Origin of the sequence: Collinsella sp. LCP19S3_H3 (assembly GCF_052119145.1) — a bacterium.
In the GTDB taxonomy this organism is placed as follows: Bacteria; Actinomycetota; Coriobacteriia; order Coriobacteriales; family Coriobacteriaceae; genus Collinsella.
The window spans coordinates 149,045-162,864 of record NZ_JBQKFW010000001.1; the positions used below are offsets into that span (position 1 = coordinate 149,045).

11 protein-coding genes are annotated in these 13,820 nt (G+C 64.2%); 6 read left to right on the forward strand and 5 right to left on the reverse strand.

Annotated elements, in window-relative coordinates:
• Positions 1-5 precede the first annotated feature (5 nt).
• From ACTQZF_RS00635 to ACTQZF_RS00655, 5 genes are all read right to left on the reverse strand, one after another.
• Positions 6-1,943: a Stp1/IreP family PP2C-type Ser/Thr phosphatase gene (locus ACTQZF_RS00635; protein ID WP_441554256.1), complete on the reverse strand. Its 1,938-nt coding sequence runs from the start codon at positions 1,941-1,943 to the stop codon at positions 6-8.
• On the reverse strand, positions 1,940-2,356 hold the full coding sequence (locus tag ACTQZF_RS00640; RefSeq protein ID WP_055250779.1) for an FHA domain-containing protein: 417 nt from the start codon (positions 2,354-2,356) through the stop codon (positions 1,940-1,942). The genes ACTQZF_RS00635 and ACTQZF_RS00640 overlap by 4 nt, the downstream gene beginning before the upstream one ends.
• A gap of 6 nt (positions 2,357-2,362) precedes the next feature.
• A complete protein-coding gene (locus ACTQZF_RS00645) occupies positions 2,363-3,370 on the reverse strand; it encodes an FhaA domain-containing protein (protein ID WP_427719325.1) in 1,008 nt (335 codons plus the stop codon).
• A complete protein-coding gene (locus ACTQZF_RS00650) occupies positions 3,367-5,220 on the reverse strand; it encodes a serine/threonine-protein kinase (RefSeq protein WP_441554257.1) in 1,854 nt (617 codons plus the stop codon). Before ACTQZF_RS00650 ends, ACTQZF_RS00645 begins: the two co-directional genes overlap by 4 nt.
• A gap of 144 nt (positions 5,221-5,364) precedes the next feature.
• The gene (locus ACTQZF_RS00655) at positions 5,365-6,090 is read right to left on the reverse strand and encodes a hypothetical protein (protein WP_441554258.1); all 726 of its coding nucleotides are present in this window, start codon (positions 6,088-6,090) and stop codon (positions 5,365-5,367) included.
• A gap of 115 nt (positions 6,091-6,205) precedes the next feature.
• Here ACTQZF_RS00655 and dnaX point away from each other — a divergent pair, with 115 nt between their 5' ends.
• The 6 genes from dnaX (at position 6,206) to ACTQZF_RS00685 (ending at position 13,785) form a co-directional block, all read left to right on the forward strand.
• Positions 6,206-8,707 carry a DNA polymerase III subunit gamma/tau gene (gene dnaX / locus ACTQZF_RS00660; RefSeq protein ID WP_441554259.1) on the forward strand — a complete coding sequence of 834 codons (2,502 nt, stop codon included), beginning with the start codon at positions 6,206-6,208 and terminating at the stop codon, positions 8,705-8,707.
• Between the two features lie 221 nt (positions 8,708-8,928).
• Positions 8,929-9,249 (forward strand): YbaB/EbfC family nucleoid-associated protein, encoded by a 321-nt coding sequence (locus tag ACTQZF_RS00665; protein ID WP_427719331.1) that lies wholly within the window; start codon positions 8,929-8,931, stop codon positions 9,247-9,249.
• Between the two features lie 13 nt (positions 9,250-9,262).
• Complete coding sequence (gene recR, locus ACTQZF_RS00670) at positions 9,263-9,859, forward strand: recombination mediator RecR (protein WP_099432550.1); 597 nt, start codon at positions 9,263-9,265, stop codon at positions 9,857-9,859.
• Between the two features lie 243 nt (positions 9,860-10,102).
• Positions 10,103-11,005 (forward strand): hypothetical protein, encoded by a 903-nt coding sequence (locus tag ACTQZF_RS00675; RefSeq protein WP_441017341.1) that lies wholly within the window; start codon positions 10,103-10,105, stop codon positions 11,003-11,005.
• Positions 11,002-12,843, forward strand: coding sequence for a serine/threonine protein kinase (locus tag ACTQZF_RS00680; RefSeq protein ID WP_441554260.1), 1,842 nt, complete (start codon positions 11,002-11,004; stop codon positions 12,841-12,843). Before ACTQZF_RS00675 ends, ACTQZF_RS00680 begins: the two co-directional genes overlap by 4 nt.
• Positions 12,844-12,846: 3 nt before the next feature.
• Complete coding sequence (locus ACTQZF_RS00685; RefSeq protein ID WP_441554261.1) at positions 12,847-13,785, forward strand: FHA domain-containing protein; 939 nt, start codon at positions 12,847-12,849, stop codon at positions 13,783-13,785.
• Positions 13,786-13,820: the final 35 nt, after the last annotated feature.

Below are 13,820 nucleotides of genomic sequence, written 5' to 3' on the forward strand. Positions count from 1 at the left end.
CCTTTCTAATTCTTATCGGAGGCTTCGGCCTCGGCGGACTGTTCGGCGGTTTTTTCGGAATTCGATTTGGAAGTCGATTCCTGGTCGGTGTTGTCGCGAATCGTTTGCGCGTCGATCACCTGGCGGGTCTGTTCCTCATCGATTTGATGACGGTACTTGGAGATAGTGTCCTGCGCGTCGTCAACACTCGTTTGCGGAATGCCTGCTTTCAGACGATTCTGCGTGTCTTCGGGTAGGTCGGATAGCTTGATGGCGGTCGTGCTCTCGAGCCAGTGCAGCTTAAGGCCGAGCGGCTTGCCGGGAATGCCCCGGTAGACCGCGACGGTGTCCTTGTAGGTGCCCAGGTAATACGAGCCGGTGACGCCCGCGTAGGCCCAGATGGCTGCCGCCAGCACAAAAGCGATGCCCAGGATGGCGGCAATGGTGACGTTGCGGCGGCGAACACGCTTCGCCTCGCGCATGACGCCGTCGTCGACCAGGTCCACAACGACTACCGTCACGTTGTCGTGGCCGCCGGCAGCGAGCGCGGCGTCCACCAGGTTGTCGACGCAAATCTGCGCCGTAGACGATTGCGTGGCGATGTTTTCGATTTCGCTATCGGGAATCATGCTCGAAAGGCCGTCCGAGCATAGGATCAGGCGGTCGCCCTCTTCGATGTGCAGGGTAAAGTGGTCGGCATACATGGCGGGGTCCGAACCCAGCGCACGTGTGATAACCGAGCGGTTGGGATGGACGCGCGCCTCGTCGGCCGTAATTTCGCCAGCGTCCACGAGCTCCTCCACATAGGAGTGGTCGCGGGTCACGCGGATGAGCGTGCCCTCGTGGAGCAGATAGGCGCGCGAGTCGCCCACGTGGGCGATGGCGAGCATGTCGTTTTCGATATAGGCGCAGGTCGCCGTGCAGCCCATACCGGGCTTGCCCAGGCCGTTGAGTGCGGCCTCGATGACGGCGGCGTTGGCAGCTTCGACGGCTGCGGCTAGGCGCGCGGCGTCGGCAGCCTGTGGCGCCGTCTTGGCGATGGTCTCGACCGCGATGGATGAGGCTACCTCGCCGGCGGCGTGACCACCCATGCCGTCGCACACGCAAAAGAGCGGCGACTGTACCAGGTAGGAGTCCTCGTTGTGCGGACGCACGCAGCCAACATCGGAGCGGGCGCCCCACATGAGTTGCGTGGTGGTGCCGGCATCGTAGGTCGAATCGGTCTCGATGCGCTCGTCGGTCAGCGGCTCAAAACTCATGGTCGAACCAGGGTCCTTGAGCTTGGCCTCCACGGCGGCGACATCAATCTCGGCCGTGTCGCCGGGCGAGACGGCGTTGGCCTCGTTGCTCGGGTCGTCGACTTTAGACGTGGCGGGCACTTCGGTTGTGTGGTCGGCAGGCTCTTCGTCTTGCGGGGCGACGGCTGCGGGCTCGGGTGCCGCGAAGTGTGCGGGCGCGGGCGTGCTGTGGGGCTGAGAGGCGTCCTCCGTCGCTGCGACGGGCATCTCTTCGGCCGTAGGCTGCACGGCCTCGGGCGCCGATGCGGCCGCGGGGGAGGATGCCGCCGCGGGTGCCGGTGTAGATGCGGGCTCGGGCGCTGCGGTGGGTGCTGGAACTACGGGAAACACCGGTGCCGTGGGCTCGGGGGCCAAAAACACCGCGGCGCTCTCATCGATTGCCGCGGCGACAGACTCGGCAAAGTGGGCCGGCGCAGGTGTAGTTTCCGGTGCCGAAGGTTGATCGGCAACGGCGTGCGCGCCGATGGGGGCATCGGTGGAATTATCTTCATCCTGGCCATCGATGGGCATCGGATGGTCTTGCGTTACATGCGAAAGAGGCAGGGAGAACACGGTGTCCTCGGGCTCAACGGGCGCAGGGCCCGTCGGGGCGGCGTGAGCCGGCACGGCCGCGGGGGCTGCCGGCGCCTCGGACATGGTTGCGGACTTGTTCTCCTCGTCGATCATCGACGGTTCACCTTCATGACCACGTCGCCAATCTGGACTTCGTCGCCCTCGCGCAGCGTTGCGGGCTCCACCAGCTGGCGGCCGTTAACAAGGGTGCCGTTGAGCGAGTTGAGGTCCTCGATAATAAGTGCCGGGCCCTGCAGCGAAAAACGCGCATGCGAGGCAGAGACAAACGGCTCGTTGATGCAGATGTCAGATGACGGCGAACGACCGACGATGACGGGGCCAAGCATATCCACGTGAATACCGCGGATGCCGCGCGGGCCCTTGTCCACATCGATCGTCCAGATGGCAGAGTCGCGGCGCTGGCCGCGCACGAGCCCCACGCCGGTCTTCATGACGGCGAACAAGAAGATATAAAGCAGGACGACCAGTACGATGCGGCCTGCAAAAAGGACGATATCGATGTTCATAAGCGATTAACCCCTAAATTCAAAGGTGCTCAGGCCAAACGTTAGCAGATCGCCGTTGCGCAGCGGGCAGCGCGTGATGCGGCGGTTGTTGACGAGCGTGCCGTTGGTGGAGTTGAGGTCCTCGATCGACCAGTCAGAGCCGGTAAAGGTGAGCTGGGCATGACGGCGCGACACGTTGGGGTCGCGCAGGGCGATGTCGGATACCGAGCGCTCACGACCGATGGTCACCTGCGCGGAGGTGATGTTGTGGCTCTCGCCGCTCACGACGTCGACGAGTTGGGCGAGCGGACGCTGCGGGGCGCGGGGGCTTGCCATGTTGGAGGCGATGCTGGTCGCAGCGCCAAGGCCCACGGCGGCGCCAGTGGCAGCCGCTCCGCCCATACCGGCAAGTGCGTCGCGCGAGACGGTTTGCGGCACAGGGATGGGGGCTGCGGGATCGGGGACATTGGGTGCAAAGGGGTCGGCCACAGCGAGCGGGTCGGGAGTGGCAGCGCGGGGTGTCGGCTGCTGCTGGGGCATGGCGGCCGGGTGTTGCTGCGGCGATGCAAACTGCTGCTGACCGGCGCGGGGGGCGCTCGCGGCACGGCTTGTGGCCGAGCTGTTCTGTCCCAGGCCATTTTGATAGGCGCGCTCTTCCTCGTACAGACGGCCGAGCGTGGGAGCGTCGACGTTCTCGGCAAAGACCGAGAACTTGCCGGCGCGCAGCTGAGGGTCGATCATAAAGCGAACAAGGGGCTCGCCGACAAAGACGTAGCGGCGTTTTTCGGCCTGCGCCTTCACAAACTCGCGCACCTCGCGCGAAAGCTCGGGATAGAACGGGGCAAGCATGGGATCGTCATCGGTGGCGATCAGGATGGTATAGAGCGCCGGCGCGGTGTTGACGCCGTTGATCACCAGAGTTTGATCCTCCATGTCACGAGCAGCCTGCTTGGCAAGCTTCTTAAAGGAGAACGGGGCACGGGTGGCACCGAAGATGCCGGCCACGTGGTCCTCGAAGATGTTCAGGAAGTTCACGAAAGATCACTCTCCGTATAGGTTCTTTGGTATCCGAGCAAATACAGGCATATCCCAACGATTATAGAGGATAGGATTCCCGCAACCGCCGCCTTGGCGACGACCGTGCCCGCAAGGCTGGCAATTTCCATATGGTGTGCAAGACAAAACGATACGGCCGAGCCGATACCGGCGACGGCAATTGCGACGATGGCGGCGAGGTTTGACCCCTGCTCGGCGCGCTTGGCATGGGCATTGAGCAGCAGCGACGTTGCCGCGGCTGCTGCTGCGATCAGTGCGAAGGCGGCCCAGAGGAACGCGTCGCCCAGCGCTGCGGCGACATTGCCAAGCCCCAGCACGCCTCCCGTAGGGAGGGCAGCTGCGGCCAGGCGGGCAAAAAGCGCGCCTATACCCGTGGCGGCAGCGGCGCTTGCCGGGCCGAGCCAAAACGCCGCGAAGCCCGCGGCGGCCCCGGCGGCAAGGATGGCGTCGCCGGTTAGACAACCTAGCGCAAGCGTGCAGGTGAGTGCCGCGCTCGCGGCCGCTTCGGTGCGTCCCCAGGCAATCCACCATCCGGACATGGCGGCGGCAAAAATGACCGCGACCGGCAGCATCGACAGGATGCCCTGCGCCTGCATGGTGGCGTTGGCCATGAGCACCAAAAAGCCTACGGCCGAGATAGCCGAGCCGATCTGCGGTGCCAAGCCTGCCGCCGCGCCAATAGCGATGGCCGCGGCGACCAGCCCGGGAAGCGCCGCGACGCCCGCTGTCTGCATAAGCAAAAAGCTGAAGGTTGCACACGTTAGCGCCGAGATACCGCGCATGGTGTAATCGCGCGCGCAGCTCCAGCGCGTGCCCGCCCAACCGAGCGCGGGGTCGACTTCGATGGCGTTATCCTCGTAAGGCAGCGACTCCATATCGTCTGCCGCGTGCTCGTCGTCCGAAAGCTCGCTTACCATCTGCTCCAAGCTGCGACGGCCTTCGCGCACGCTCCCCAAGCCGGCAAGGAGTTGGTCGCAGAATGCCTCGATGCTATCGGGGCGGTCTTGCGGCATAGGGGAGAGGGCGCTCATGAGCGCTGCCTCGGCTCCCGGGGGAAAGTGCGGGATCAGCTCGCTGGGGTAGGTGGCGCCGCCGATGATGCGGTCGAGCGAGTCGGCAGGCGTTGCCGCCATAAAGGGGGCGCTGCCGCACAGGCCCTCGTAGATCACGCAGGCAAGGGCAAAGACATCGGCGCGCTCGTCGACCGTGCCGGTCTCGATATCGAGCTGTTCGGGCGGCATGTAGCCGATGGTGCCGCCGCGCGATCCGCCAAAGCCGCCGGCAGATGACAGCCGCGCCATGCCAAAGTCGGTGAGCTTTACATTGCCCGAGTGGTCAATGAGCACATTGGCGGGCTTTATGTCCAGATGAAGCACGCCGTTTGCATGGGCAAAGGTGAGCGCCTGACCCAACGCGTCGGCAATGGTCGCTGCCTCGTCAAAGGTGAGCGAGTGGCCGTCCACGATATGCAAAAACTCGGCCAGCGACATGCCGTCGACATACTCCATGACCAGGTAGGCATAGGCGGTGTCATGCGTAAAGTCGATAACCTGCACGATATTGGGATGTTGAAGCATGGCGGCGGTATGTGCCTCGCGCAGTACATCCATGATGTCGCTGGCGGGCACGCCGGAGCCGTTGATAAGAGGGATGCGCTTAATGGCCACGCGACGACGCAGGTGCGTGTCGCGGCAAATCTCGATGGAGCCAAAACCGCCGGTCGCAAGCGTCTCGAGCGGCTGGTACCGCTTGAGCAGCTCGCGAGAGCTGGTGCCCTCCAAAGGGACGTCCGGCGAGAACCGGGCGGTATGTTGCGAGAAAAGCGGCATGGCCAACCCTCGTGCGTTTAAAGTTCGTTTGCGAGCGGCGGGCGCGGGGCCGAGCCATTCGCGGTGGCATAGATGCTGCTAGTGTAGCACGCTCTGGTGCATGGGGAGGATAGCGGGATGCGAGGCTGCCTGTCTGACTTGGCCTTAGCGCTTCTTCTTGCCCTTCTTCTGCTTGCACTGCTTGTCCTTGTTGTCCTGGGGCTTGTCTGCCTTGTCTCCCTGCTTGGCCTCGGCTGCTGCCTTCTCGGCCTTCATTTTCTTCTTCTTGGTCTCGATGCGGAGCTTTTTGTTGATGCGCGCCTTAAGGAAGGAGCCAAACTGCTCGGCGTCGCCGCGAACAAAGGTGTCCTTGGGGATCGTCACGCCCTGGTCTGCGAACATGGCAACAAAGATGCGCTCGCCGTCGAGTACGTGGTCGAGCTTCTCAAACGGGAAGAACTGCGACTTGCCGCTCTTGCCCCATACCATCAAGCCGTCCTCGTTGGCGGCGACGCGGCGATAGCGGCCACCCATGGACTTGTCGGCCTCGACGGCGTCGATAAAGTCGCGGGCGAGCGTGTGGTGCAGGTTTTTGCTCCACCAGGCCAAAAAGGCGCCGAACACGATCAGGACGACGCCAAACTTGATCCAGTTGCCGCCGGCCACCAACATGCCGATGCCGAGCAGCGCGGCAATTGCCGCGGCGACATACAGCGAGCCGCGACGCCTGGGCGAGGCGACCAAGCGGGCGAAGTCGGTGACGAGGTCGTTTTCGTACTGATACTCGTTGAGGTACAGGATGCCGTCGTCGGCTGCTGCCTGTTTCTCGAGCGCGACCTCGACCTGGTCGGCTGCTTCGGAGGGAACGAGGTTGCTCTCTGCGTCTGCCATGCTCTTTGGACTCCTATCGCGGCGGGCTCGCCGTACGGGTTATTATGAGTGCAGTATGCCGTGCGACCGCATGGCCGTCGCGGCAACAAGACTCAGTATACCCGGGGGAGCACCCATGGAATCGTTGTACCGAAAGTATCGCCCGCTCACCTTCGACTCCGTGGTGGGCCAGCAGCATATCGTCTCGACGCTCGAGCACGCCATCACCGAGGGACGCTTGTCCCACGCGTACCTGTTCTGCGGACCGCGCGGCACGGGCAAGACCACCATGGCGCGCATTCTGGCCAAGGCGCTGCTATGCCGCAATGCCGAGGCGGCGCGCGCCGAGGGCGCAAGCGGCTGCATGCCCGACGGCACTTGCGAAGAGTGCGAGCTCATCGCCGAGGGCAACCACCCCGATGTCTACGAGCTCGATGCCGCAAGCCGTACGGGCGTGGACAATGTGCGCGAGGAGATCATCAACTCCGTTAACTTTGCTCCGGTGCGTGGCAAGTACAAGATCTATATCATCGACGAGGTCCATATGCTCACGACGGCGGCGTTTAACGCGCTGCTCAAGACGCTCGAGGAGCCGCCGGCGCACGTGATCTTTGTGCTGTGCACCACCGATCCGCAAAAGATTCTGGAGACCATCCTCTCGCGCTGCCAGCGCTTCGATTTCCACCGCATCGGCAACGAGGATATCGAGCATCGTCTGTCCTACGTGTGCGAGCAGGAGGGCTTCGATTACGACGACGAGGCGCTGGCCATCGTGGCGCGCCATGCCAAGGGCGGCATGCGCGACGCGCTTTCCACGCTGGAGCAGCTGAGCGTTTTTGGCAACGGCGCCGTGCATGCGGACGATGCCCGCTCGCTTTTGGGCGAGGTTTCGGACCAGATCCTGGGCGAGTTTGCCCGCGCCATCGCCGAGCGTGATATTGCTGAACTCTATGGGCTCATTCGCGCACAGATCGAGGAGGGCAATGACTTGCTTGAGCTGACGCGCGACCTGGTGGCGCACGTGCGCGACGTGTATGTGGCCTGCGTTGCCGGTACCCGTGGCGAGCTGTTTGAGGGCGGGGCCGAGCAGGCTGAGGCGCTTGCTGCCGAGGCCGCTGCCTTTGGCGGGCATCCGGCCGACCGTCTGGCCCGCGTGCTGACAGTGCTCGACGATGCCGCGTTGGAGATGAGGGGTGCGAGCGACGTGCGCCTGGTGCTCGAGATCGCCTGCACGCGCCTGGCACGTCCCGAGGCCGATCTGACCATTGAGGCCCTGGCCGAGCGCGTGGCACGCTTGGAGGCCATGGTCGCCAACGCCGCGGTGCCGGCGAGCGTGGCTGCTGCTGGTGCTGCGCCTGCGGCTGTCGCGGCTGCACCTGTGGCGACACAACAACCGACGCTGATCTCGGGTGCCCGAGCTGCTGCCCCTGTGGCATCCGCCGCTCCCACTGCTACGCCCGCTTGCCAGGGCGGCATGCCTTGGGATCGCGGTGCCGCCGCTCCGGCGACGCAGCCTGCGTCCGTGTCAGCTTCCAAGCCCGCTGCGCCTGCTCCTCAGCCTGCCCCGGCTCCGATGCCCCAGCCCACCGCCGCTTCGGCTCCCGTACCTGCCGCTGCGCCGGCGCCTAAGCCCCAGCCCAACACTGCCGCTCAGGTTGCTGCCGCCGGCGCCGCCGAGACCCCTGCGGTAGAGGATGCCGGCGAGCTCCAGCGCAAATGGGTCGAGGTCGTCGAGCGCGTCAAGGCCCAACAACCTTCTTATGCGGCACTCCTGTTGAACGCTCGCGCTACGGCAGACGATGGTTCTAAGCTCACGGTCTCGTTCCCTACGGCATTTGCTATCAAGATGCTCGGGCGTGCTGATACACAGGCGGTGTTTTTGCCGACAGTCAGTGCGGTCTTCGGTCGTCGCACCGTCGACTATGTCCTGGATGGGGGTGTCAGGCCGGCTCCTCAACATGAGGAGCTTTCTCCATCTGCACGGGCTGCGGCATCTGCGGACCCGCAACCCGTGTCCTCGGCGGCCCCTGCATCCTTGAGCGCCAGCGCGACGCAGCCAAAAGCGGCACCGGTAGCGGCACCGATCCCGTCGGTGACTGAACCCGCCGTGTCCAAACCGGCTGCTCCGATCCCCGCGTCCAAGCCCGCTGCCGCGCCTGCACCCAAGTCATCCGACCTGGCCAAGGCCCCCTGGCTGCGCTCCGACAACCCTGCCGGTGCTCCTGCCACGGGCAAGCTCCCGACCGAGCCCGCGCCCCGAGCGCCCGAGTGCGCGTCTGCTCCCAAGATTCAGCCGTCTGCGCAGGCTGCGCCATGGGAATCCGAGCAGGTACCCTACGACGACGCCATGGTCGGCGGCTTCGCCGGCGATGCGAACGGGGAAGATCTTCCTCCGTTCGACGTGCCTGCCGCGGCGCCTGCGCCCAGCCCTGCCGCTTCGGCCGCAGCTCCCGCAGCTGCGACGTCCGCTCCTGCAAGTGACGACGCTCTCGCTGCCCCTTGGGAGTCCAATCCCGGCGCCGGCAGTCCCTTCGGCCACCAGGGCGCAGCCCCGAGCATCCCGCAGACCGAGGACGAGGCCAAAGCCCTCATCCGTAGTGTCTTTGGCCAGTCCACCATCTTCAAGCCGGTGGAGTAACTATACGGGCGGGTGTATACGCCGAGTTGTGCGACCTTGCATAATTCGACCTTGCATAGTCTTGGGCGGCGCGTCACGCTAGAGGACATGTACATCGACTGAGTTAGCGCGACCGCCCCGCTCGTATGCCCCGCGCCGTGGTACGATTTTTGAGTTTGAAAGTCCCGCCGTGCCCGGCTGCCCTTGCAGCTTGTCGCGCGACCACACGTAAAGGAGCCATCATGGCCGGTATGAACATGCAGCAGATGATGAAGCAGGCCCGCAAGATGCAGGAGCAGCTTGCCGCCGCGCAGGAGAACCTCAAGTCCCAGACCGTCGACGCTTCTGCCGGCGGCGGCATGGTCAAGGTGACTGTCAACGGCGAGATGGAGCTCGTCAACCTTACCATCGACCCCGATGCGCTCGATCCCGAGGACGTCGATATGCTGCAGGACATGATTATGGCTGCCGTCAACGAGGCCGTCCGCGGCGTCAACGAGCTCGCCAACAAGCAGATGGGCGCCATCGCCGGCGGCCTCAACATCCCGGGCATGCCGTTCTAAGACGCGCACATATATGAGTGCCAACCATAGTCTGCAAAAACTGCTCGATGAGCTGGGCCGTCTGCCGGGCATTGGCCCCAAATCGGCCCAGCGCATCGCCTACTACCTGCTCGAGGCCGACGCCGAGGAGGCGCGCCGTCTGGCCGAGGCCATTCTAGAGGTTAAGCAGGAAGTGCATTTTTGCAGCCGCTGCTTTAATTACGCCACCGCTGACGAGTGCTCCATCTGCCAAGACTCGATGCGCGACACCACCCGCATCTGCGTGGTGGGTGAGCCGCGCGATGTCCAGGCGATTGAGCGCACGGGCAGCTACCACGGCCTCTACCACGTGCTGGGCGGCGTGATCAGCCCCATGGACAAGATCGGCCCCGAGCAGCTGCATATCCGCGAGTTGCTGGCGCGCTTGGGCCACGAGGACATCCACGAGGTCATTATCGCCACCAACCCCAACATTGAGGGCGAGACCACGGCGAGCTACCTTGCCCGCACCATCAAGCCTCTGGGCGTCGAGGTGTCGCGTCTGGCGAGCGGCCTGCCCGTGGGCGGCGACCTGGAGTATGCTGACGAGCTTACGCTCGGCCGTGCTATCGAGGCCCGTCGTGCGATCTAGGCGGCGTCAGCTCCGCGGCATGTCCCGTCGGCCTGCCGCACGGGGCGCTCATAATTGGGCACGCGTTCATGCATTTGTTGTGCAACAAACCTGCTTTTCATCCGCTTATCGCGTGGATGGGTCCACTCTCACCTCGTATTTGCCCATTCGTTGCACAACCTTTTGAGTTCGCTGATACACTCAAATGTGGATATGAAAGAATACGCCGCTTTTAAGCGGCGTGTTTTTGTTGGAGGAGAACGCATGCGGCCCGCTAGCACTCAGACAAAGCATGGCGCCGCGGTGCGCATGCGACGCCGGCTGGGCCTGGCGCCTCGGGCGTACGTGCTGCTGTCTTGCTCGCTTGTACTGGTCATAGCCGGTGTTTCGGCTTATGGCATGACGGTGCCGTCCATGGTACAGGCGTATGCTGCGCGCGAGCTGCATATTGGGCGCAAGGCCAAAAGCGACTTGGGAACGACAACCGGATATGCGTGGGCGAGCGTGGTCTCGCATGTTGTGTTCGGTGGCGACGATGCGGACAGTCCAGAAACATCGGACAACGAGGTTACGCTGGCAAACGGCAAGACCATCGTGCTCACCAACACCAAGGTCATTACGAAGCTTTCCAACAACAGTGTGGCTTCTGTCGTCAATAAGGCCGAGCAGCAGAAGGGGCAGGACGCCCAACAGACAGGCCAGCCCGGCGGTTCGGGTTCGTCTGGCTCCAGCTCCGATTCGTCGGGCGGCGGTTCCGGTTCGGGCTCCGCCTCTGGCGGTGGATCTTCGAGTGATGGCTCGACGGACGGCGGTGCCGGCGGCGACACGGGCTCGGGTGGTCTCTCGGCTGCCGAGGAGGAGAGTATTCACAGCTGGCTCGTGACCAAATACAACATGCTCGATGGCTATGTCGCCCGCGCCAACAGCGTGGTTTCGACCTATAACGCTACGGGCGATACCGGACCGTGCGACAGCCTGGCCAACGATATGTTTGTCATCCGTGCCGAGTTTGGCCGGCAAACGTTTTCTCCCAAGTCAAAGTGGTATCAGCAATACGCCAACCTATGGGGTTGCTACACCAATCTGTGCCAATGGGTGGGGCATTATGGCGATGACGACGTCGCGCTCAACAACTTCAATACCAAAGTGGCGGCGATCGCCCTATGACGAATAGCCTTGCTTTTGGCACATCGTGCGCGCTAAATCGCGACCCTATGGTGGGCCTGCGCCTGGCGCGCGTTGGAGGGTTTGAGCCCGCCATTGCGCTGGGCCCGGACGAGCTTCCCGCCTACCTGCGCCGTTTTACGATGCTGTTTGCCGATGACGCCACCATGCGCCGCGGCGGTATCGGCCGTGTGACGCGTGCCGTCAACGCGCAGGGCGAGGCCGTGGCACTCAAGCAGCTCATCTTGCCAACGCGCGACGAATTTGATGACGATGTCGCCCACGAGGCGCTGGTCACCAAGTTCAAGGCGGCGTTTCGCGAGGAATATGAATGCCATCGCGCCCTTTCGGGCCTTAGAGGCTTTCCCCGTCTGTATGGATGGGGCGAGGTCGACGGCGTGCCCGCGATTGTCATGGAGTGGGTCGAGGGCGAGACGCTCGCTCGCCTGCGCTCGCGCCTTGCCGTGGACGATGCCGGGCGTCTGTCGCCGCTCGTGGCGGCGCGCCTGGGTCGCGACCTGTTCGATCTGCTCTGCCGCATGAGCTTGGTAGGCGAGGGGTTCGTCCATCGCGATATCTCGCCCGCTAATATTATGGTGCGCACGGCGCGCCTGCCACTCGACCGACAGCTTGCCGAAGGCACCTTCGACCTGTGCTTGATCGACTTTGGCTCTTCGCTGGCGCTCGAGCCCGCCTCTGCGGTGGCCAGCACCGGCGGCAAGGCTTCGTTTACCGAGCGCTATGCCACGTTGCGCCGCGCGACGGTGGCCTACGCCCCGCCCGAGATGCTCACCGACGATATCCCCGACCTGCGCATGCTTCGCATGTCGCCGGCAATCGATGTCTATGCAGCGGCGAGTACGGTCTACGAGCTCATCGCCGGTGTCGCGCCGTACGAAGTAGCGCCGGGTGCGTCGGGTACTTCGGGCTCGCGCAAAAAGACGTGCGATATCGCCAGCCCTTATCGCCTCAAGATGGATACGCTGCCCGATTATCCCGTTGGCGCCCACGCGCCCGGCTGCGACTTGACGCAACTGCTGCGACGCGAGCCCGATGTGGCACTTGCCGCGGCCGAACAAGCTCAGCAGCTGGGACTCGATCCAAATTCCGAGGATCTGCGCGATGCGCTGGCGTTTGTCGATGCCCAGTTGTTCGACGTGGTCATGGCCTGCCTGTCCTGCCATCAGGAAGATCGTCCCGAGCCGGCTGCGGTGGAGGCGGCGCTCTCGGCATTTTGCGACCACTATGCGCAAAATGTCGCCCGCTCGCTTCGCGCCGAGCCGCTCTTGCCGTGCCCGATGGAGGTATCGGGGCATACAGCCCGGCGTGCGGCGATGGTTGGTGCGACGGCGGTATGCGGCGTGATTTGGGCTGTGGTCGTGGTATCAGCTGCGCTGTTGGCGTCGGGTGCCCATGTGACGCTCGTCGTGGGACCGCTTATGTGGTCCGGGAAGCTGCCGGCCATTATCGCCGCACTGGCGTTGGCACCGCCGGGCATGGTGGGCATCGCTGCCGGTGCCATGGCACACGATCGTCGCACGGGGTTCCTGCATGGCGTACTGGTGCTTTCTGCCTGCGAGGTTCCGGTGCTGATCGCGGTTGCATGCACCGTGTTTTCCCAGCGCGCCGTAGCGAGCGGCTTCGTTGCCGCCCTAATTGCAACCTATGCGCTCACGTGGTTTTTGCTGGCGATGGGGTTTGCCTTTGAGCTTCCCGTCGTGTCAGCGCGACGTGCGAAAATTTCCATGGCGACACCGCTTGCCGGCGGAGCCGCGGCTGCTCGCGCCTTTGGCGGGCCGGCCGAAGTATCCGACACTATCTCTGCGACCAAGGAGGGCTAAGCCATGGCTTCTCAAGCTGAGCTCACCCCGTGCGGGGCAATGTTTGACATCTTTAAGCACGCAGCGCACCTGAGCCATATCGAACTGTGCGGCCTGGTGCTCTCGAGCCGCCCGCTCGTCGACGGCCGTAGTCCGCAGAGCCGTGCTGCCGACCGCTCTTGGGTTTCGCGCTTTATCGTGCGCGCGCCGGTCGGCACGCTGCAGGAACGTTATTTTGCCGATTACGGCACCTCGGCCGCGCGCATTATGTCGCAGCTGACCCTGCGCCGCCGCAATCCCATGGACGCCGCGGCCGTGACCAACATGGTGTGCGGCCCCGCTGGCGAGCCCATGGTGCGGGCACTCGAGGAATGCCATCAGGACACGAATCTCTATCGCAATGCGCTCGAGCGCCTGTCGCAGGCGGCTGAGCTCATGCCCGCCGAGCGCGCCGAGGCCATCCTGGTGTTGTTTGTCGCCGTGGGCTGTTCGGCAGATGTCCGCTCGTCGGTGACCTATGCCCTCGACTACGCTCATGCGACCTGTGGCGGCGCCACGTCGACGCCGCGCTCGCTGAGCACCTCGACGGTCACGGGCGAGCACGAGGCGGCGCCTGCGCACCCGTTGGGACTGCTGCGCGTGCAAAACGGCTACGTGGTGAGCGCCCCGCGCTGGATTCAGCCGAGTGAGGAGGGCGTCGAGATCGGCGCGCTGGCGACGGGGGAGGGCGATATCACCGATGTGGGCGATGACGTTTCGGCTCGCCATGCCCACGTGTGGTGCGATGACCAAAATGTCTGGTACGTCGAGGACCTGTCGTCCACCAACGGAACCGTGGTGGTAAACGGCGCGACGAACGTCTGCACCCAGGTCGAGCCCGGCCGCTCCGCTCAGCTCAACCCCGGTGACGAGCTCAGGCTCGGAGAATCCACAACCTACGCCATCCTCCTCGGCGCCCTCTGACTCATCTCCTAAATAAGTTGCGGTGAAATAGGGAC